General features: G+C 55.4%; 22 protein-coding genes. 15 read left to right on the top strand and 7 right to left on the bottom strand.

All coding sequences use genetic code 11. From position 1 onward, the window contains the following. Positions 1–92: 92 nt before the first annotated feature. The 6 genes from serS to trpS form a co-directional block, all read right to left on the bottom strand. Positions 93–1,337, bottom strand: a complete 1,245-nt coding sequence (gene serS, locus JMG82_RS05420; RefSeq protein ID WP_201353948.1) for a serine--tRNA ligase — start codon at positions 1,335–1,337, stop codon at positions 93–95. 53 nt (positions 1,338–1,390) lie between these two features. Beyond that, positions 1,391–2,212, bottom strand: coding sequence for a hypothetical protein (locus JMG82_RS05415; protein WP_201353946.1), 822 nt, complete (start codon positions 2,210–2,212; stop codon positions 1,391–1,393). An 87-nt stretch (positions 2,213–2,299) separates the two neighbouring features. Continuing rightward, the gene (locus JMG82_RS05410; RefSeq protein ID WP_201353942.1) at positions 2,300–2,521 is read right to left on the bottom strand and encodes a hypothetical protein; all 222 of its coding nucleotides are present in this window, start codon (positions 2,519–2,521) and stop codon (positions 2,300–2,302) included. Positions 2,522–2,550: 29 nt separating this feature from the next. Further along, positions 2,551–2,934 carry a fluoride efflux transporter CrcB gene (crcB, locus tag JMG82_RS05405; protein ID WP_236579196.1) on the bottom strand — a complete coding sequence of 128 codons (384 nt, stop codon included), beginning with the start codon at positions 2,932–2,934 and terminating at the stop codon, positions 2,551–2,553. Then, positions 2,931–3,281: a DUF190 domain-containing protein gene (locus tag JMG82_RS05400; protein WP_201353940.1), complete on the bottom strand. Its 351-nt coding sequence runs from the start codon at positions 3,279–3,281 to the stop codon at positions 2,931–2,933. The genes crcB and JMG82_RS05400 overlap by 4 nt, the downstream gene beginning before the upstream one ends. 134 nt (positions 3,282–3,415) lie before the next feature. Next, positions 3,416–4,402 carry a tryptophan--tRNA ligase gene (trpS, locus tag JMG82_RS05395; RefSeq protein ID WP_201353938.1) on the bottom strand — a complete coding sequence of 329 codons (987 nt, stop codon included), beginning with the start codon at positions 4,400–4,402 and terminating at the stop codon, positions 3,416–3,418. A 121-nt stretch (positions 4,403–4,523) separates the two neighbouring features. Here trpS and JMG82_RS05390 point away from each other — a divergent pair, with 121 nt between their 5' ends. Continuing rightward, the gene (locus JMG82_RS05390; protein ID WP_201353936.1) at positions 4,524–4,901 is read left to right on the top strand and encodes a DUF6394 family protein; all 378 of its coding nucleotides are present in this window, start codon (positions 4,524–4,526) and stop codon (positions 4,899–4,901) included. Positions 4,902–4,907: 6 nt separating this feature from the next. Continuing rightward, positions 4,908–6,608: a potassium channel family protein gene (locus tag JMG82_RS05385; RefSeq protein ID WP_201353934.1), complete on the top strand. Its 1,701-nt coding sequence runs from the start codon at positions 4,908–4,910 to the stop codon at positions 6,606–6,608. A 3-nt stretch (positions 6,609–6,611) separates the two neighbouring features. Here the strand turns inward: JMG82_RS05385 and der are convergent, their stop codons facing one another. Then, the gene (gene der, locus JMG82_RS05380) at positions 6,612–8,015 is read right to left on the bottom strand and encodes a ribosome biogenesis GTPase Der (protein WP_201353931.1); all 1,404 of its coding nucleotides are present in this window, start codon (positions 8,013–8,015) and stop codon (positions 6,612–6,614) included. 251 nt (positions 8,016–8,266) lie between these two features. Between der and JMG82_RS05375 the strand changes: the two genes are divergently transcribed. The 13 genes from JMG82_RS05375 to recG all read left to right on the top strand — a co-directional run bounded on the left by JMG82_RS05375 (position 8,267) and on the right by recG (position 19,074). Next, entirely contained in the window at positions 8,267–9,013 is a 747-nt protein-coding gene (locus JMG82_RS05375) for a DUF3108 domain-containing protein (protein WP_201353929.1), read from the top strand. A 4-nt stretch (positions 9,014–9,017) separates the two neighbouring features. Next, positions 9,018–9,911 carry a DMT family transporter gene (locus JMG82_RS05370; protein ID WP_269089359.1) on the top strand — a complete coding sequence of 298 codons (894 nt, stop codon included), beginning with the start codon at positions 9,018–9,020 and terminating at the stop codon, positions 9,909–9,911. An 83-nt stretch (positions 9,912–9,994) separates the two neighbouring features. After that, complete coding sequence (locus JMG82_RS05365) at positions 9,995–10,726, top strand: GGDEF domain-containing protein (protein WP_201353927.1); 732 nt, start codon at positions 9,995–9,997, stop codon at positions 10,724–10,726. Positions 10,727–10,752: 26 nt separating this feature from the next. Beyond that, a complete protein-coding gene (locus tag JMG82_RS05360; RefSeq protein ID WP_201353925.1) occupies positions 10,753–11,484 on the top strand; it encodes a GGDEF domain-containing protein in 732 nt (243 codons plus the stop codon). A gap of 23 nt (positions 11,485–11,507) precedes the next feature. Continuing rightward, positions 11,508–12,161 (top strand): GGDEF domain-containing protein, encoded by a 654-nt coding sequence (locus tag JMG82_RS05355; RefSeq protein ID WP_201353916.1) that lies wholly within the window; start codon positions 11,508–11,510, stop codon positions 12,159–12,161. Positions 12,162–12,166: 5 nt separating this feature from the next. Then, positions 12,167–12,967 carry a 3-deoxy-8-phosphooctulonate synthase gene (gene kdsA / locus JMG82_RS05350; protein WP_201354233.1) on the top strand — a complete coding sequence of 267 codons (801 nt, stop codon included), beginning with the start codon at positions 12,167–12,169 and terminating at the stop codon, positions 12,965–12,967. Positions 12,968–13,059: 92 nt separating this feature from the next. Next, positions 13,060–13,530 carry a 6,7-dimethyl-8-ribityllumazine synthase gene (ribH, locus tag JMG82_RS05345; protein ID WP_201353914.1) on the top strand — a complete coding sequence of 157 codons (471 nt, stop codon included), beginning with the start codon at positions 13,060–13,062 and terminating at the stop codon, positions 13,528–13,530. After that, positions 13,530–14,009 (top strand): transcription antitermination factor NusB, encoded by a 480-nt coding sequence (nusB, locus tag JMG82_RS05340; RefSeq protein ID WP_201353912.1) that lies wholly within the window; start codon positions 13,530–13,532, stop codon positions 14,007–14,009. The genes ribH and nusB overlap by 1 nt, the downstream gene beginning before the upstream one ends. After that, positions 14,006–15,052, top strand: coding sequence for a dehypoxanthine futalosine cyclase (locus JMG82_RS05335; protein ID WP_201353910.1), 1,047 nt, complete (start codon positions 14,006–14,008; stop codon positions 15,050–15,052). The genes nusB and JMG82_RS05335 overlap by 4 nt, the downstream gene beginning before the upstream one ends. Then, entirely contained in the window at positions 15,052–15,540 is a 489-nt protein-coding gene (locus JMG82_RS05330; protein WP_201353908.1) for a hypothetical protein, read from the top strand. Before JMG82_RS05335 ends, JMG82_RS05330 begins: the two co-directional genes overlap by 1 nt. Next, complete coding sequence (locus tag JMG82_RS05325) at positions 15,537–15,830, top strand: nucleotidyltransferase domain-containing protein (RefSeq protein WP_201353907.1); 294 nt, start codon at positions 15,537–15,539, stop codon at positions 15,828–15,830. Before JMG82_RS05330 ends, JMG82_RS05325 begins: the two co-directional genes overlap by 4 nt. Before the next feature lie 44 nt (positions 15,831–15,874). Continuing rightward, entirely contained in the window at positions 15,875–17,182 is a 1,308-nt protein-coding gene (locus JMG82_RS05320) for a M16 family metallopeptidase (RefSeq protein ID WP_236579195.1), read from the top strand. Next, positions 17,179–19,074, top strand: coding sequence for an ATP-dependent DNA helicase RecG (gene recG, locus JMG82_RS05315; protein WP_236579194.1), 1,896 nt, complete (start codon positions 17,179–17,181; stop codon positions 19,072–19,074). Before JMG82_RS05320 ends, recG begins: the two co-directional genes overlap by 4 nt. Positions 19,075–19,119: the final 45 nt, after the last annotated feature.

Below are 19,119 nucleotides of genomic sequence, written 5' to 3'. Positions count from 1 at the left end.
TCTTCAAGGTGAAGGGTGATTGGGGAGGGCAGAAGGGTGTTTTCCTTTTGCGCTACACACCAAATCTCCAAATCCGAAACCTCAAATTCCATTTACAGATAGGGCCTCAATACATCGGGAACGAGGATGGAACCGTCCGCCTGCTGGTAGTTTTCCATGATGGCGATCAGTGTGCGCCCCACCGCCAGGCTGGAGCCGTTGAGCGTGTGGACAAGACGGTTCTTTTTCTCGTCCTTGAAACGGATTTTCGCACGCCTGGCCTGAAAATCGCGGGTGTTCGAAACGGAGCTGATTTCACGGTATTTTCCCTGGCCGGGCAACCACACTTCAAGGTCGATGGTTTTGGCGGCGGAAAAACCCATGTCTCCGGCACACAGAAGCATCAGTCGGTGGGGCAGCCCCAGCGAAGCGAGAAGATCGGAGGCGCAGGCGACCATCTCCTCGAAGACTTTGTCGCTCTCTTCGGGCGTTGTGATGCAGACCAGCTCAACCTTGTCGAACTGATGCTGGCGGATCATTCCGCGCGTATCCTTCCCTGCCGATCCCGCCTCTTTTCGGAAGCAGGGAGTGTAGGCGGTAAGGCGCAGAGGCAGATCCTTTTTTTTGAGTATCTCGTCTCTGAAGAGATTGGTGACGGGAACTTCGGCTGTTGGGATCATGTAGAGATCCTCCCCCTCGATCTTGAAGAGGTCGTCGGCGAATTTCGGAAGCTGACCCGTCCCAAAAAGCGATTCGGAGTTGGCCATGAAGGGGACGTAAACCTCTTCGAACCCCCGGTCCCGGTTGAAATCGAGCATGTAATTGATCAGCGCCCGTTCGAGGCGGGCCCCTTCGAAACGCAGCGCGCTGAAACGGCTTTTGGCGATTTTGACGCCCCGTTCGAAGTCGATCCAGCCGTTCTCTTCCGCCAGCTCCCAGTGCTCTTTGGGCTTGAAGGCAAACGGTGCGGGCTTTAGAACTTTTCCGATTTCGACATTGTCCTCTTCATCCGCCCCGTCCGGTACGTCGGGATCCGGGATATTGGGAATCGTCGTCGCCAGCTCGGTGAGCTTCTCCTCGAGCGCGCGCAGCTCTTCGCCCAGCGCCGCGATGCGCGCTTTGTTCTCCGCCACCTCTCTCTGAAGCTGCGAGACGTCCCTGCCTTCGCGTTTGTACTGGCCGAAAAGTCTGCTTTTGGCATTCTGTTCGGCCTGGGCCGCCTCGAGCCGTTTTTGCACCGTTTTTTTCTCTTCGAAAAGCGTTTTGATTCTTTCGAGCAGGTTTTCGTCGACTCCCCGGCGCTGCAGGGCTGCCGAAACCGTATCGAACTCTTTTTCAAGCTGTCGCAGGTCGACCATCGGTATCCTTCATCTTCAGATAATGGCAGATTTTACAAAAAAGCGATTGAAAATCAGATATCGTCGCTGAGATTATAGGTCTCCGCCGAGACGATTGCCGTAAAATAGAGCATCCACAGAAGTATCACTATCCCCAGAGGCAGCAGGATGACGATGCCGATGCAAAGGCCCATCAAAATACCGGTACCCAGAAGAATCAGCATCCAGAGTGAGACGATTTTGAAATAGGCGCCCCTGAAAGCCGCTTTCCAGAACCGTGTCGAAAAGAACATGAAAACGGCGTTGAAGGCGTCGGTAAAGGTTCTTTGCAAAAGCGCGTACCCGTAGACAAGGGGCCAGAGATAACTGAAAAAGAGCGATGTGATCAAAACGAAGAGCAAAGCGGGAGAGCTGGTGCCAAGAATCTGGGCGTAAAAGGCATAAACCTGCTCCGGCGAGGCTTGGGCGGCGGGCGTTTGCGACTGCATTGCGGCAATCATATCAAACCCGCCCGTTATCCAGAATAAAAATGCTGTGAGCGCCATCATGATCAAAGAAAAGATGAAGAACCCTACATAAAATCCGCTCGCGGGCGCGAAAAACTCTCCCATCATCGCCTTGAAATTTTCCCCGGCGATTTGTGTTTTGAACGCTTCGTATCCGGCACTCTCTTTCAACCTGTCGACGACCCAGTAGCCAAGGGCGTAAAGAACGATCGCCTGAACGAAGGAGGCGATGAAACCGATCAGCGGGACCATCTGCAAAATCGAGAGGAGTATAAGCGTGACCGCGACGATCAGGGTGTTTTTCCAGCTTGCGCTGAGTGCCGCCCATGTATAGTTCATGGCCGAATTGATCGGCGATGTGACGAATGCATCGTCCGAGAGAATGCGCATGGCAGTATCCTTTTCTTTTTCGTAAATGTCAGGATCCATTCTACATCAAAGATATTGACAATGCGCTAAAAAGGTTCCTGGACTCTCTCAAATCTCCTTCGGACAGGAGAGTTCGACGCGGATCGTCAGCTTCTCTTTCTCTTCGGTGACGTAGAAGCGGTGTTTTTTGCAGTAGTTGGCATTCATGTGGTTGATCAGCTTCAGGGCGGTCAGTTCCGCTTCGCTTCTGTTTTCGAAACTTTGTGGCAGAACCAGATTCTCGTCCTTTTTGACACAGCTGCAGCGTTTTTCGATGTCGATGGTGTACATGATGCTCCTTTTTTGGATATATGTCAGAATTATCCGTAGATTTTCTTAAAAACGATCATGCCGACGATCGTAGCCGTGATGCATAAAAGAGCGTTCAGGGTGACGTTGGCCGCCGCCCGTCCCCACAGGCCGTCTTGCAGCATCGACACGGTCTCGAGCGAAAAGGTCGAAAAGGTGGTGAGCGCCCCCAGCATGCCGGTCACAAGCAGCGCCTTTTGGTGGGGAGCGACGATATTTTCGAAATAAAGGGCCAAAAACCCGATAACGAAACTGCCCAACACATTGACGCTCAACGTCCCCATGGGGAAAAGGAGAGGGGAGAGTTTCTGAACCCATGTACTGATGAGAAAACGGAGTATCGCACCGACAAACCCTCCCGTTCCGACAGCCAGAATGATGGAAAACTGCATCATTGGTGCCTGTGTTTGGGGTGTTTGTAGGCGACCACTTCCACATCGGTCATCGTGACGAAAGCCTCTTCGATCCAGTCATCGGCGGCTCGCATGAATTTCGTGATCTTCTCCTCCGTATCGATGATCTCGATGATAAGCGGAAGTTTCTGGCTCAGTGACCAGACATTGAACGCCATGATCTCGGAATGGGCGCCGAACCCTGCGACCCCTTTGATAACGGTGGCGCCCGAAATATCCATCTCTTTCGCTTTCAGGAGCAGATGTTCCCAAAGCGGTTTGCCGTGGCATTTCTCTTCGTTGCTGATGAAAATTCGAATCAGTTTGCGTTTGCCGATAAAACGTTTCATAATTCAGATCCTTTCAAGATGGCGTGCTGCTAAAGAAAGCGACAGGGTATCCGCTATGCTTCCCAAGCAGGAAGGTCGTGGACCGTTTCTCTCCGACATGTCCGCGAAGCGGAGGTTTCGCTATCCATTGCCCGCTAAATGTCGCATGAGATTTCAAAAACCGCCTTGTTCGCCTTCGCCATCGTGGCGGCCGCCTCGTTTTTGGCCCTGGCGTTCCCCTCTTCGACAATCGCGTCGATCGTCCCGTCATCCAGAGTGGCGCGGCGTTCACGCATCGGTTCGAGGAGACGGTCGATGCTTTGGGCGCAGATTTTCTTGCAGTCGATGCAGCCGATGGTTCCGGCACGGCAGTCGGCGTCGATCTTCTGAACGGTTACGTCGTCTGTCAATGCCTTGTGGTAGTCGAACACGAGACAGACGTCGGGATCGCCCGGGTCGTTGCGGCGTACACGCTGGGGATCGGTTTTGGCCACGCGCAGTTTCTGCCACACCTCTTCGGGTGTGTCGGAGAGGAAGATGGCGTTGTTGTAGCTTTTGCTCATTTTCCGCCCATCAAGGCCCGGCAGGCGCGAGGTCTCCGTGAGCATCTCTTTGGGTTCCGTGAACACTTCACAGTCGAAAAGATGGTGAAAACGGCGTACGATTTCGCGGGTGATCTCGAGGTGAGGCTTCTGGTCCTCGCCGATGGGGACCAGGTCGGCCTGGTAGAGGATGATGTCGGCCGCCTGAAGAACAGGATAGGTCAGAAAGCCCGCCGTATGGATCTCCTTGTGCCGCATCTGTGCCAGCTGGTCCTTGTAGGTCGGGTTGCGTTCCAGCCATCCCAGCGGCGTGATCATGTTCAAAAGCACATAGAGCTCGGCGTGCTCTTTGATCGCACTCTGAACGAAAAGCGTCGATTTGTCGGGATCGATCCCCGCGGCGATCCAGTCTTTGACCAGCTCCTTTCCGAGAAGTTTCAGGTTGAGCCTGTCTTCGTAACTGGTGGAGAGGGCGTGCCAGTCGGCCACGAAGAAGTGGCAGTCGTTCTCCTGCTGGAGAGTGACCCAGTTTTTCAGTACACCCAGATAGTGTCCGAGATGAAGTTTGCCCGTCGGGCGCATACCGCTGACGATTCGCATCGAATATCCTTGCGCTGTTGAATTTCCGGCGATTATACCGGATGATGATTTTAGTACGGTTTAATCCGTATCGGTTTACAATAATGCAAGACTTGACCAAAATGCCGATCAAAGGAATTCCATGAATCTCGAAAAGGTGATCGCGGGCTTTTTCATCATCCTGGCGCTGACGATGAACTTCGGGTTCTTCTACGGCGATCCGACGGTACTGGAACAGCACAACCGCTACGAACTCTTCGCGGCGATCATCGTCAACCTGATCGCCACGATCTACAAACTCGGCGACAAGACGCAGCTTGGCGCCGTGCTGCTGGCCACCAGTCTCGTTGCCGATATCCAGCTTATCGGCGCCGCGTCGATCTGGGCACTGGGTGAGTACGTGACCGGCATGAATACCGAAGTGGTCACGGCGATCATCTCCTTTTCGGGCGGTGCGCTGCTTGCCAACATCACCTCCGTGGTTCTCTTTACCGGCGATGTTCTGAAATCGAAAAGGTAACCTCTTTTGGGCAACAACTCTCTTTTTCTGATCATCAAACGGATGCGGACGCCGATGTTCGTCCTGGTGATCACCTTCGCCATCTCGATCCTGGGAATGGTGCTCATTCCCGGCGTGGACGATCAGGGAAGGCCTTACCACCTCTCCTTTTTCGACGCCTTCTATTTCGTCAGCTACATGGCGACGACGATCGGTTTTGGCGAATCCCCCTACACCTTCACCTATCCCCAGAAGCTGTGGGTCGCTTTCTGTATCTATCTGACCGTTATCGGATGGTTCTACGCGATCGGCGCCATCATCACGCTGGTGCAGGACAAGGTCCTCGCCGCGCAGATCGCCCTGGCGCAGTTTCAGCGGAAAATCCGCAAAATGGAGGAGCCTTTCATCATATTTGTCGGCTACAACTCGATGACCCGCCAGATTATCGACCATCTCTCAAAAGACGGCATACGCAGCGTGGTCATCGAGAAGGACGAGGAGAAGATCAAGGAGCTCTCGCTGGAGAACTACACGATCGAAGTGCCGGCACTGGCAGGGGATATAAGGGATCCGAAAATTTTCAAGACGGCCGGCATTCACAAGCGCAACTGCCGTGCGGTCGTTTCGCTTTTCAACGACGACGCCATGAACCTCCACGTGGCCCTCTCGGCGAAACTGATGAACAAGCATGTCATGGTGGTGGTCGAAGCGACGCAGGACGAGTATGGGCAGAACCTCAAGACCATCGGCGCCGACGTGGTGGAGAACCCTTTCAAAATCGTGGCGAAGCGTGTTTATCTCTCGCTCACCTCACCTTCGCTGCTGATGATCGAACAGTGGCTCTACGGCGATCCGCTGGTACTGAGGCGCAAGGACCGCCTGCCGAAAGAGGGCAAATACATCGTCTGCGGGTACGGCCGGATGGGCACGGCGCTTGAAGTGGGACTCCGGCGTGCCGGCATCGATTACGTATTTATCGAGGCGAGTCCCGAAAAAGCGGCGAAGGCGAGACGAGGGGAGAAGGTGATGGTCGGAGACGCCGACGACAAAAAGATTCTTCTCAAAGCGGACGTTCAGGAGGCGTCCTGCATCATCGCGGCCACGAAAGACGATCTTCTCAACCTTTCGATCATCATGGCCGCCAAACGGATCAACCCCGAAATCTATACGATCGCCCGGGAGAACCATCTGGCCGATACCGTCGTCTTCAAAGCGGCCAAAATCGACCGTGTCATCATGCTGGAGACACTGATGATCAACAAAACCTACAATGTGCTTGCGCGGCCTCTGGCGGACCGTTTCATCCGCCTGATGGCCTACCGTGGCGAATCGTGGGGGAAAAAAGTGGTCGATCTGATGAAAAATCATATCAACAACAATCCCGATACGCTGGAGACGAGAATCGACGAAGAGCACGCCTACGCGCTGGTGAGGCACATCGAAGAGACGAAAGAAGAGGTGCCCTACAGTATCCTCTACCGCAGGCGTGACGACTGGAGAAAAGAGAATCCGATGCTCATCCTCTATATCCGCAGGGGAGAGGAGGAGCATCTGCTGCCCGATCCCTCGCTTCCCATTCGGATCGGAGATGAGATACTTTTCGCCGGCACCAAAGAGGCATTCGAAGATATGGAGTATATCATGGAGAATATCTACGAATTCTATTACGTCATGCAGGGAAAGGAGTGCGAGCTGTCGCTTGCGTGCAAGCTGACACTCGATTTCTGACCTTTAACCGATGCTTTCGCTCTCCTCTTCGCGTTCCCCCCGTTTTTTCGGCACCAGTATCACCGGTGTTCCTTCGAGGTCGAAACGCTCGCGCAGCTGGTTGGTCAGGTACCTGAGATAGCTGAAGTGTATGCCTCGGGGGCGATTTGAGATAAGGGCGATTTTCGGCGGTTTGATCGCATACTGCGACGCAAAAAGGATATTGACCGGCTTGCCTTTGTGACTGGGTATATGGTGCCGCATCGCAGCCTGCCTGATCACTTCGTTCAGCTCTCTTGTTGGAATATGGCGGGTGTAGTTTTCGAACACTTTCAGGATCATCTCTCCGATTTTGTGGACCCGTTTTTTTGATTTGGCAGAAACGGTGATAACGGGTGCCCAGCTGAGAAACTTGAAGCGGTACCGGATCTCTTTGACCATCTCCTCGTAGCCGCCCAGGGCCTCGTCCCATTTGTTGAGGACGATGATGCATCCCAGTTTGTATTCGTCCACCAGGCCGGCGATCTTTTCGTCCAGTTCACTGAGAGGTTCGCTGGCATCGAGCACCAGCAGAGCGATATCGGCCTTCTCCAGCATCTGGCGTGTCCGGCCCAGGGCGTAGCGTTCGATCCCCTGGATCTTCCCTCGTCGGCGCAGGCCCGCCGTATCGACGAAGGTGACGGTTTTGTCGCCCAGAATCACTCTTTCGTCCACCGGGTCGACCGTCGTGCCCGCCACGTTGCTGACGACGGCCCGCTCCTCACCCAGCAGAGCGTTGAGCAGGGAGCTTTTGCCGACATTGGTGCGCCCGATGATCGCCACGCCGATAGTGCTCAGATCCTCCTCCTGTTGCAGCGTTCCGCTTTCGTCGAACTGTCCGATGAGATTTTCGAGGGCGTCGGGTTCTTCACAGACCAGCTCCTCCCCAAGAAGGGGCGCGGGTTCTGCAAGATGGCTTTTGATCCACTCGATCAGGCGACCGACGCGCCGGTTGTGGGAGACCGAGATGGCGAACAGATTTTTGGCACCGAATTCGGCGAACTCCCAGGCCCGCTCCTCCTCTTTGTCGTTGTCGATCTTGTTGACAACCAGGGCGATCGGTTTTCCAAGGGCCTGAAGCCGGTAGAAAAGCTGTTTGTCCCGCTCGTCGGGCAGTGCCTTGCCGTCGACCATGTAGATGATGATATCCGCCTGCTCCGCCGCTTCGATCGCCTTGTTGCCGACACGTCGGAAAAGTTCGCTGCTTTCATCGATGCCGCCGGTATCGAGTATCTCCGCCTCGCTCCCCTCGAAATCGATGATCTCTTTTCTTATGTCGCGGGTTGTCCCCGCCATGTCGGACGTGATTGCGATGCGCCGTTTGGCGAATCGGTTGAAAAGGGAGCTTTTGCCCACATTGGGCTGTCCCAGAATCGCTATCTTTTTCATATCTCTCTTTGGTTCACAATTTTTTGGGATAATTTATCAGTATACTCGAATCTTGTCAATAGTTGTCATTGACTTGAGTTGCGCATCCTTTGCCTCTTAGTCAAACGAAAACGCACCGGATGCGCTTGGGTCCGCCTTGCCCCCGCGCCTTGCGTTCGCGCGAGGCGGATGGCGGTGTGAGTCGCGTAACATCGGCGATTTAGTGCGATTTTATCGTAAATGTGATTAAATAAGCGGGAGGGGGACAGACGATGATCAAATGGTTTTCAATATTGCTTTTGGCCGCGCTCGCGCTTTGTGCCGATACGATGATCGGAAAATACAGCGTCGAATACGGAATATTCGGCAAAATGGGTACATCCGAGGCGAAGCTGACACGGGCCGAGAACAGATACGAGATCGTCATGACCGCCAGGGCGACGGGACTCGCCAAGGTTCTGAGCGGCGGACGGGTGGAAATCTACAGAAGCAAGGGCTTGATTGTCGACGGCAGGCTTGTTCCCGAACTTTTTTCCAAAGATATCAGACGGTTTTCCAAAAGGCGCATCAAAACCTACCGGTTCGACCATCCCCACGGCAGGGTGACCTTTCACGAAGAGCGCTACAAAGAGGGTAAGCTTGTGTCGCAGAAGGATGAAACGCTTCCTTACTACGCTCTTGATGACATCTTCTCGCTCTATTTCAACATCCTGGATATCATCGGCGACTGTTCCAAGCCTTTCGACAGGCATCTGCATGCGGTGGGGGCGGAAAAGAAGACGGGCAAAGTCCGTGTCCGCACCGTGGTGGGGGAGGAGAGAAAAGATGTCAAAGAGCTCCTGGGAGAGGCCTCCTGCTATTTGGAGGTGACCGTATACCAGAAACTCTTCGGTTCCAAAGGGGGCACGCTCTATCTGGCGCTGCGTCCCGACGGCGTGGTGACGAAAGCCGTTTTGAAGGATGTGGTCATGTTCGGAGATGTGCGCGGACGACTCGTCGATTTTATGATTAGACCCTGAAGCGGTGAGAGAACGTTTCGGTCGCCTCGACAGAGGCGTGCGCTACATGCTTTTCGCCTCGCTGATGTTCGCGTTGATGGGGGTGTTCGCGAAACTGCTGAGCGGGACGATGCCATCGCTTGAAGTGGTCTTTTTCAGAAATGTCTTCGGGGTCTTTCTTGTGGCGGCCACGCTCGTGAAAAAACCGATGAGGCACAAAGGCGGCAAGCCGTGGCTACTTTTTTTCCGCGGACTCATGGGCTTTTTGGCCCTCCTCGCGTTTTTCTACAATATCGCGCACATCCCCCTGGGCGATGCGATGACCTATTCGAAAACCTCTCCCGTCTTTACCGCCTTTTTCGCCTGGCTCTTTTTGAAAGAGCGAATGGGAATGAGGGGATGGGCGGCACTGATTCTGGGATTTTTGGGTATCGTCCTGATCGCCAAACCCAGCGGCATGATTCTGGACAAAACCGCATGGCTGGGCATCTTCAGCGGCGTGGGTGCCGCACTCGCCTATACGGCGGTACGGGAACTGAAGCAGTACTACGACACCCGTGCCATCGTCCTTTCGTTCATGGGGATCGGGACGCTTGGACCTCTTTTTCTGATGGCGGCGAGTCCCTGTGTCGACTCCCCCAAACTCGACATGCTTTTCGGGGAGTTCGTCATGCCTTCGGGCCATACCTGGCTGTATGTGATCGCCATGGGGCTTTTCGCCACACTCGCGCAAATCTATATGACCAGAGCCTACGGTGTGACCAAGGCGGGCATCGTCGGGGCCGTCAGCTACAGCAACATCCTCTTTTCCATCCTCTTCGGGCTTCTTGTGGGAGATCCCTTCCCCGATCTTCTCACATGGCTCGGTATCACGCTGGTCATCGTCGCCGGGATTGTCGTCGCAAGTAACAAAACATAAAAAAATGCCGATATAGCCCGGGGGACTCCAACAGGGGTTCCGCAGAGCCTTTAAGAGAAAATATGCTACATTAAAGAGTAACCATGTCGAAAATAGATAAGCGTCTGTTGAGAAGAGGAGGAGTGGCGTTGGGGCTCGCGATGGCGGCGAGCCTCCTGCTGAGCGCCATCGCGTGGCTGCTGGCGAAAAACGGCTTGTGGACGCAGCCGATGCTTGGCATCGAGATAATGGCGGCGGTCTACGTGGTGTTCTTCGCCCCTCTTTTTTATACCTTTGTGCAGCAAAAGAGCGTCGTCGACCGAATCGAGAGGGAGCAGGAGGAGAGCCTGCTCCGCGATGTGACGACACGGCTTTACAAAAGCAAGGTTTTCAGGGAGCTGGCAGGCACGCAGATTCGCCTGTGCAAACGCAACGGCTGGCCGGTGGGGATGATACTCATGGACATCGACCAGCTGGCGGGCATCAACAAGGCATACAGTTTCGATGCGGGCAACCAGGTGCTCTCCCATTTCGCCGCCATCTTGAAAGAGACGATAAGGGAGAGCGACCTGGTCGCGAGATTCGACGACGACCGTTTCGTCGTCCTCCTGCCCAACTGCGATATCAACAGTGCGAAGAGAGTGGTTCAGCGGTTTCAGAACCAGATACTTTCGACGCCCCTGACGGTAGACAAAAAAGAGATCAAGATCCGGTTTTCCTGTGGAGTCGTTTCGTTTGCCGGCCGGGTCGCCAAATTCAACCATTTGATAAATCGTGCGAACGTGGCGTTGGAGCAGGCAAAGAAAAAGGGCGGAAACCGTATCGAACTCTTCTGATTCATTTCCGAAAGAAAGGTGTTTGAATGGCAGATATCGCAAACAGCGGTCGGTACAAAATCCTTGGAGCGCTGCTTGGCGGCATCGTGCTGACCAGTGCGGCGATATGGCTTCCGGTTTTGGAAAAGGAGATGGAAGCCTACGGTCTTGCCCGAATCATGGGCGTCAATACCGCTTACGCACTCTTTTTCCTGATCGCCTTCGTCGTCTCCTATGTGTTCATAAAAGAGTGGATTCGGGCAAAAGTCCAGATCCAAAGATGCGACGAGGTTCTCAACCCCTCGTCGGCTTTCGAACTTCATGACAAACAGCTTTTTTTCAGGATGGGACACAAAGAGATTCTCATGGCCCGTCGCAACGAGTGGCCAGTGAGCATGATCGCGATGTATGTCGGTGCGGGCAAAGGGCGCAGGCGCGTTTCGCAAGAGATGGGCAAAAAGATCAAGGAGATCGTCGTGAAAGAGCTTGACTCGCTGCTGAGAGGAAGCGATCTTGCCGGGAGTTTCTCCAAAAACGAGTACCTTCTGCTCCTGCCCGACTGCTCCCTGGAGCATGCGAAGGAGATTGCCGAGAGGATCGGATCCCATCTTTCCCGAAAAGAGATCGATATCGAAGAGGAAAAATACACGCTCGGGTGCCAATGCGGACTCGCTTCGCTGGAACCGGTCGCGGCCGATTTGAAACGTCTGATGGAAAGGTCCCTCAATGCCCTCGACCGTATCCGGGGCAAGTCCGGCAATCTGATCGAGACCTACTGAAAAGAGGGAAAAACGGATGAACGATGAATGACATTCTGCTGGGAGTGATCGCCACCCTCGTGATTGTAAACGGCGTGACGGGTTTTTTCTTTTACAAATATTTCAAAACCCTGGAACTTTGCAAAAAACGGCTCGCGGCGTTGAGTGAGGAGGTCCATGCGGCCCGATCTCTCGATGAGGTGACGGGTGCCTTCAACTACCCTTTTTTCGTCAAGACCGCCAATGTCCAGATCAAGCTCGCGCGCCGGCACCGCTGGCCCGTCACGCTGATGATCGTGGATGTGGACCAATTGGAGAAGATCAATCTTCGCTACAGCTTCAAAACCGGCGACAACGTGCTCAAACATTTGACCGAATCGATCCAAAGCGTGCTCAGAAGCAGTGACGTGCTGGGACGCTTCGGCGGTTCGGGCATCTTTGTCCTGATGCCGGAGTGCGATATCGACAATATCCCTTCCGTTTTGGAGCGGATCGAGGAGAAGATCGGCAAAACCCCTCTGATGCAGGGCAAAAAGAGAATCGAATACCGCCGTACCGCCGGGGCGGTGACGATGTACGGGATGCATATCCACCTGAATCGGATGATGGAGCTTGCCGAAGACGCGCTGAACGCAGCCAAAGAGCAGAAAAAAAACCTCGTCGTATTTGACAAAGAGGGAATGGAGGTCAAAGGATGAAAAAGATGGTGCTCATCGCCGGGCCCTGCGTCATCGAAAGCCGAGAGAACGTGATGCGCATCGCCGAATCGCTGAAACGATACGCCGAAGAAGAAACGATCGATTTCTATTTCAAGGCGAGTTTCGACAAGGCCAACCGCACCTCCCTGGAGAGTTTCCGGGGGCCGGGCCTCGAAGAGGGGATGCGCATTTTCGAAGAGGTCAAAGAGCGCTTCGGTTACAGGACCTTGACCGATGTGCATGAGACATGGCAGGTGCCCGCGGCGGCTGAAACGGTGGATGTGCTGCAGATTCCCGCTTTCCTCTGCAGGCAGACCGACCTGCTGGTGGCGGCCGCCAAGACCGACTGCATCGTCAATATCAAAAAAGGGCAGTTCATGGTTCCCTCGGACATGAAATATTCGGTTCTCAAGGTCCTCAAGACCCGGGGATTCGAGAGCGCCGATTACGAAACGAGCGAAAAGGCCGGCGTCTGGCTCACCGAACGGGGTTCGACCTTCGGATACGGCAATCTCGTCGTCGATATGCGTGCGCTCCCCATCATGCGGCGATTCGCCCCCGTCGTTTTCGACGCCACCCACAGCGTGCAGATGCCGGGACAGGGAGGGAAGACGGGGGGTGACAGTACCTTCGTTCCCTATCTGGCCCGCGCGGCTGCCGCCGCGGGCGTGGACGGGTTTTTCTTCGAGACCCACTTCGATCCTGCCATCGCACTCAGCGACGGTCCGAACATGATACGGCCCGACGCGCTGGAGAGCCTGATCGGACAGATCAAGGCGATCCGGGAGATCGTAGAAGAGGCATAGCGGCCTCCGCGCGATCTTGGATTCTGTCGAGCCGACGGCGGTTTGCGCCGATTATGCTAAAATATCACCATTTCATCTCACCGAGGATTCCCATGAACATTATCGAAGGACAACTCAAACTCGAAGGCTCGGAGCGTATCGCCGTCATCGCGAGCCGCTTCAACCACATCATCACCGACCGCCTCGTTGAGGGTGCGCGGGATGCGTTTTTGCGTCACGGGGGACGGGAGGATCATCTCGACCTGATCCTGGTTCCCGGCGCATTCGAAATTCCTTTCGCCCTTGAAAAGGCGCTCCTGGGCGACAAATACGCGGGTGTCTGCTGTGTCGGCGCCATCATCCGCGGTTCGACGCCCCATTTCGACTACGTGGCCGCCGAAGCGACGAAGGGGGTCGCCAACGTCACGCTCAAACACGGCAAACCGGTCGCTTTCGGCGTTTTGACGACCGACACGATCGAACAGGCGATCGAACGGGCCGGCTCCAAAGCGGGCAACAAGGGATTCGAAGCGATGACAGGCGTCATCGAGATGCTCGACCTCTACCGCCGGATGGAGGGGTAATGGCGACGCGTCACCAGTCCCGCGCGGCGGTCATCAGCCTGCTCTACGCCCATGACATCGGCAACCCGGAAGTCCAGAAATTTGCCGAAGACCTGCTGGAGGAGAAGAAGATCCGCCACAAACAGCGGGAGTTCGCTCTGGGGCTTTACAACGGCGTGCTGTCGCATCTGTCCGAAATCGATGACCGGATCAAAATCCACCTGAAAGAGTGGGATTTCGACCGTCTCGACCATGTGGACAAATCGATCCTGCGTCTGGGTACTTACGAGCTTCTGCATACCGATCTCGATCACGCTGTCGTGATCAACGAGGCGGTGGAGCTGGCCAAGGAACTGGGCAGCGACCAGTCGCCCAAATTCGTCAACGGCGTGCTCGATGCCATTCAAAAGTCGGCACCGGGCAAAAAGAAAAGCAAACAGGCACCGGTGGAAAAGAGAGAGAAAACGGCGGAGACAAAGAGCGGGAGCGGGGCGGAATGAGTCGCATGACCCCCGCCGAAGCGGTGGAGCTGATACGCCACGGCGACCTCAAAGAGCTGGGGCGGATGGCCTACGAAAAGAAGAAGGAACTCCACCCGCAAGGCCTCACCACTTTCGTCGTCGACCGCAACATCAACTACACCAACCGCTGCTGGGTCGACTGCAAATTTTGCGCCTTCTACCGCCACGGCGACGACGAGGATGTCTACGTTCTCAGTTTCGACGAGATCGACGAGAAGATCGAGGAGCTGCTGGCCATCGGCGGGACGCAGATACTCTTTCAAGGCGGCGTGCATCCCAAACTCAAGATCGAGTGGTACGAAGAGCTGGTGGAGCATATCCACACCAAATATCCGCAGATCACGATTCACGGCTTTTCGGCGGTGGAGATCAACTACATCGCCAAAGTCTCGCGCATTAGCGTCGAAGAGGTGCTGAAGCGCCTCAAAGCCAAGGGGCTCAGCTCCATTCCGGGCGCGGGGGCGGAGATACTCAGTGACCGGGTGCGGGATATTATCGCCCCCAAGAAGATCGACGTGAAAGATTGGCTGAACGTCCACCGACTGGCGCATAAAAACGGTATCAAATCCACAGCCACCATGATGTTCGGCACCGTCGAGACCGACGAGGAGATCGTCGAGCACTGGGCGCATGTGCGCGACCTGCAGGATGAGACGGGAGGATTTCGCGCCTTCATCATGTGGAGTTTTCAGCCCTACCATACGGCGCTGCAGAAAGAGGGGATCGTCAAACACAAAGCCAGCCCCAACCGCTACCTCCGCCTGCTCGCCGTCAGCCGCCTCTTTCTCGACAACGTCCGCAATATCCAGAGTTCCTGGGTGACCCAGGGAAGCTATATCGGGCAAATGGCGCTGCTGTATGGCGCCAACGACCTGGGCAGCACGATGATGGAAGAGAACGTCGTCAAAGCCGCGGGCGCGATGAACCGCATGAACCAGGAGGAGATGATACGCCTCATTCGCGACGTGGGCGAGACACCCGCGAAGCGCAACACGGCCTACGAGATTCTGGAGGTTTACTGATGGCGGCCTGGGATGTGGCGTTTTCGCGGCTGCGAACCTACCTGAAAGAGTGCCGGCTCCATGCGGACCGTCTTCGGATGGCAAGAGAGAAAGTCGCTTCGTTGTTACCGATGATTCCCGAGGATTACGAAAACCTCGCGCCGGAAGCGATCGAACATATCGACTGGCTTTTTTATCGTTTCATCAAGCTTCAGGATACGATGGGATACAAACTCTTTCCGCAAATTCTTGTCGTGGTGGATGACGATATCGAGTGGACATCCAGGCCCATCATCGATATTCTGAATCGCCTGGAAAAGTACCGCTACCTTCCCGACGCCTGGGAGTGGCGTAACCTTCGGGGCGTGCGCAACATGATCACGCACGAATACGAAACCGTTCCCGAAAAAGCGGTCGAAACGATTCAGGAGGCATTCGACAAATCGGTCTATATCATAGAGCTTTTTGACGCGATCGAAACGAAGCTCAACGAAGAGGAGCTTCTGTGAGGCTCAAACCCTGGGAAGTCGACGCCATCAAAGCATGCCTGAAAGAGAGTTTCGGAGAGAGGGCGCGAGTCTATCTTTTCGGCAGTCGGGTCGACGATGCCAAACGGGGAGGGGATATCGATCTGTATATCGTGGCCGAACCGTTGCCTGAGGATTGGTGGGAAAAACGTGGAAAATTTTGGATATGTATGCAAAAACGGCTGGGAGAGCAGAAGATCGATATCGTCGTTGCGCGACATCCGGAAGAGCGCATCGAGCAGGTGGCGATGCGGGATGGGATATTGTTGTAAAGTCATTGGACATCAGGACAGATTGGAAAAAAGAAGGTTCGAGAATGAAAAAATTATTCGCGATTTTGTTGATCGTGCAAGGAGTGTTGATGAGTGCGGTTTTGGACAAGGTTGAGATAAACGGGATCGAAGTGCCGCTGATTTTCGAGGAAGAGAGGCTGCTGCCCATCGCGTCGATGCAGGTGGTGTTCCGCTACAGCGGTTCTCTGGCCGACGGGGAACATCCGGGGCTGGCGAAATTTTCTGCCCGGATGATGAACGAAGGGACAAAGAGCCTGGGGGCGACCGGTTTTGCCAAAGCCCTCGAGGAGCGTGCTATCAGCCTGAGCGCCCACGCGGGAACGGAGACGTTCGTTTTCGAACTGGGCAGCCTCAAAGAGGAGTTCGACCAGGGCACCCGCCTTTTCGCGAAGCTGCTGAAAGAGCCGAACCTGACGCAAGAGAGTTTCAAAAAGGTGCAGACCACGACGATCGGCTCCCTGATGCGCAAAGAGAGCGATTACGACTACCAGGCGAGCCTTCTTCTGAAGCGCTCGCTTTTTGAGGGTACGCCGCTGGCAAGACCCGCGGACGGCACCGTGGAGAATCTCAAAGCGCTGCGGTTGAAAGATGTCGAAAAGTTTCTAAAAGAGCATCTGGTGCTGCGGCGGGCGATCGTCGTCGTGGGCGGGTCGATGACGATGGAAGAGGCGAAATCGTATGCCAGGAAAGCCCTTGAAGCGCTCCCGTCCGGCGATGTGGAGCCGCTTCCCTATTTCACGGCCAGCGACAAGGCCGAAACGGTGGTGCAGACGAAGCCCACGGAGCAGGCCTACATCTACTTCGGCGCCCCTTTCGGGCTGCGCGTCGACGACCCCGAGAGCTACAAGGCGCGGGTCGCCGCCTTCATCCTCGGCAGCAGCGGGTTCGGCAGCCGTCTGATGGAGGAGGTGCGTGTCAAACGCGGGCTCGCCTACAGCGCCTACGGCCGTATCGCGCTGAACAAGAGCAGCAGCTACTTCAGCGGCTATCTGCAGACCAAACTCGAAAGCCAGGAGGAGGCGGTGAAGGTGGTCAAAGAGGTGATCGAGGAGTTCGTCGCCAAAGGGGCGACGCAGCAGGAGCTCGACGATGCCAAGATGTTCCTTTTAGGCAGCGAACCGCTTCGCAACGAAACCCTCTCGCAGCGTCTGGGGCGCGCTTTCGACGAGTACTACAAGGGGCTTGGGCTTGGCTACTTTAAAAAACAGCTCGAACTGATCGAGGCGCTGAAACTTGATGATTTGAACAGCTTCATCAAGGCGCATCCGGAGATACTGAAGCTTACCTTCGCCATCATCACGAACGAGAACGAAACCGAAAACAGAAAGTGAAAAAAGAGGATGAACCGCTTCGCGGGCAATCTTTGAAAAAAACGAAGAGCCCCTTTTCGGAAAAACTCGAAAAAGCCGGTTTCTCCTCGCTTCTGGACCTGGCTATCCATACGCCCGTCTCCTACCTCGACACGAGGCTTTCTGCTGCCATCTTGCCGGGAGAGATCCATACCATCGAAGCTGAGGTGATTTCTGTCGCCAGGCCTTCGAAACGGCTGGTGGCGACGGTTCGCACACCAATCACCGACCGTCCCATCGACGTGACAATTTTCCACCCCAAACCGTGGCACGCCGCTTTGTACACGCCGGGCATGCGCCATTGCCTGCAGGGAAAGATCGAGCTTTTCGGCATGAAACTGCAGATGGTCAACCCCAAAAAGGTGTCGAAAACGGGCGAGATCGTCCCGCAGTACAAGTGCAAACTCCGGCAGGACATCCACCGACGACTCGTCGAATCGCTGGTGACGGTGGCCAATCTCACGCAAGAGGGGCTCGATGAGGCGCGTGCCGAAATGATCGTGCGCGCCCACCGGCCCGACGCGAGATGGCTGCGCCTCTACAGAAAACACGGGGGGTTCGGACCCCGGACCGTTGAGGCTCTCAAATTCGCGGAAGCCCTCGATCATTTCAGGCGACTGCGCGGCAAGCGGGTCAGATTTCCTGCCATGGCTTCCCTGAAGGGGTCCATCGAACCCTTCGTCAAAAGGCTTCCCTTTGAACTCACCGAAGGGCAGAAGAGGGCGATAGGCGACATTCGCGAGGATTTGAAAAGCGAAACGGCGGCACGCCGGATGATTGTCGGCGATGTCGGCTCGGGCAAAACGATGGTGATACTCGCCGCCGCCATGACGGCATTTCCACAACGTTCGATCCTCATGGCGCCCACCTCGATTCTCGCCCGGCAGCTTTATGAAGAGGCGCGCCGTTGGCTTCCTGACCGGGTCAATGTCGCCCTGGTGACCCAGAGCAGGGAAGAGGGCGACCCCCAAAACGCCCATTTTCTTATCGGGACCCATGCGCTGCTCTACCGCGAACTGCCCAAAGCGCCGCTGGTTATGGTGGACGAGCAGCACCGCTTCGGGACCGAACAGCGCAAGCGGCTGGAGCTTCTGGCGGGGATGGAGCAAGGGGAATCGCCATCCCACCTTCCCACTTCCCCCCGTCCCCATTACCTTCAGTTCTCCGCCACCCCCATCCCACGCACCCAGGCGATGATGGATTCGGCGCTTGTGGATGTCTCGCTCATCGAGGGGACACCCTACGAAAAGGAGGTTGTAACCGAAATCGTGGGCAAAAAAGGTTTTGCCGCGATGCTCGAACATATCCGCAGGGAGACCGGGGAGGGGAGGCAGGTGCTGGTGGTCTACCCGCTGGTGGAGGAGAGCGAACATATCGGCTACCGCTCCATCGAAGAGGGCGAACATTTCTGGAAAAGGCGTTTTGAAGGTGTCTACGTCACCCACGGGAGGGACAAACACAAGGACGAAGTGCTGCAAGACTTTGCCGAAAGGGGCAGGATTCTGCTGGCGACGACGGTCATCGAAGTGGGTATCTCGCTTCCAAGACTCTCCACCATCGTCATCGTCGGCGCCGAGCGCATGGGGCTTGCGACATTGCATCAGCTCAGAGGGCGCGTCAGCCGCACGGGACTCAAAGGGTACTGCTTTCTCTTCACCTACGATGAAAACAATGAACGGCTCGCCGCTTTCGCCAAAACGACGAACGGGTTTGAAATCGCGCGGCTCGACCTGAAATTCCGAAAATCGGGGGACCTTCTTGACGGCAAAGCCCAAAGCGGCAAAGCGTTCCGGTGGCTTGACGTGGCCGAAGATGAAGAGATCGTCAAGGCGGCGATAAAAAAGGCGGAGGGAGAGGGCGACAGCTTCCTATAAAGCCGACGCGCCCGTACGTCACAGGAAAGAACGACGGTTTTTGGA

The organism is Hydrogenimonas urashimensis, from assembly GCF_016593255.1.
GTDB classification, from domain to species: domain Bacteria; phylum Campylobacterota; class Campylobacteria; order Campylobacterales; family Hydrogenimonadaceae; genus Hydrogenimonas; species Hydrogenimonas urashimensis.
This window is presented reverse-complemented; position numbering and strand designations above follow the sequence as displayed.

What these genes read in the sequence shown, in the direction of transcription:
- serS (WP_201353948.1), bottom strand. Translation starts at nt 1,337, where the DNA reads ATGGTCGACCTGCGACAGCTTGAAAAAGAGTTCGATACGGTTTCGGCA.
- JMG82_RS05415 (WP_201353946.1), bottom strand. Translation starts at nt 2,212, where the DNA reads ATGCGCATTCTCTCGGACGATGCATTCGTCACATCGCCGATCAATTCG.
- JMG82_RS05410 (WP_201353942.1), bottom strand. Translation starts at nt 2,521, where the DNA reads ATGTACACCATCGACATCGAAAAACGCTGCAGCTGTGTCAAAAAGGAC.
- crcB (WP_236579196.1), bottom strand. Translation starts at nt 2,934, where the DNA reads ATGATGCAGTTTTCCATCATTCTGGCTGTCGGAACGGGAGGGTTTGTC.
- JMG82_RS05400 (WP_201353940.1), bottom strand. Translation starts at nt 3,281, where the DNA reads ATGAAACGTTTTATCGGCAAACGCAAACTGATTCGAATTTTCATCAGC.
- trpS (WP_201353938.1), bottom strand. Translation starts at nt 4,402, where the DNA reads ATGCGAATCGTCAGCGGTATGCGCCCGACGGGCAAACTTCATCTCGGA.
- JMG82_RS05390 (WP_201353936.1), top strand. Translation starts at nt 4,524, where the DNA reads ATGAATCTCGAAAAGGTGATCGCGGGCTTTTTCATCATCCTGGCGCTG.
- der (WP_201353931.1), bottom strand. Translation starts at nt 8,015, where the DNA reads ATGAAAAAGATAGCGATTCTGGGACAGCCCAATGTGGGCAAAAGCTCC.
- JMG82_RS05375 (WP_201353929.1), top strand. Translation starts at nt 8,267, where the DNA reads ATGATCAAATGGTTTTCAATATTGCTTTTGGCCGCGCTCGCGCTTTGT.
- JMG82_RS05365 (WP_201353927.1), top strand. Translation starts at nt 9,995, where the DNA reads ATGTCGAAAATAGATAAGCGTCTGTTGAGAAGAGGAGGAGTGGCGTTG.
- JMG82_RS05360 (WP_201353925.1), top strand. Translation starts at nt 10,753, where the DNA reads ATGGCAGATATCGCAAACAGCGGTCGGTACAAAATCCTTGGAGCGCTG.
- JMG82_RS05355 (WP_201353916.1), top strand. Translation starts at nt 11,508, where the DNA reads ATGAATGACATTCTGCTGGGAGTGATCGCCACCCTCGTGATTGTAAAC.
- kdsA (WP_201354233.1), top strand. Translation starts at nt 12,167, where the DNA reads ATGGTGCTCATCGCCGGGCCCTGCGTCATCGAAAGCCGAGAGAACGTG.
- ribH (WP_201353914.1), top strand. Translation starts at nt 13,060, where the DNA reads ATGAACATTATCGAAGGACAACTCAAACTCGAAGGCTCGGAGCGTATC.
- nusB (WP_201353912.1), top strand. Translation starts at nt 13,530, where the DNA reads ATGGCGACGCGTCACCAGTCCCGCGCGGCGGTCATCAGCCTGCTCTAC.
- JMG82_RS05335 (WP_201353910.1), top strand. Translation starts at nt 14,006, where the DNA reads ATGAGTCGCATGACCCCCGCCGAAGCGGTGGAGCTGATACGCCACGGC.
- JMG82_RS05330 (WP_201353908.1), top strand. Translation starts at nt 15,052, where the DNA reads ATGGCGGCCTGGGATGTGGCGTTTTCGCGGCTGCGAACCTACCTGAAA.
- JMG82_RS05320 (WP_236579195.1), top strand. Translation starts at nt 15,875, where the DNA reads ATGAAAAAATTATTCGCGATTTTGTTGATCGTGCAAGGAGTGTTGATG.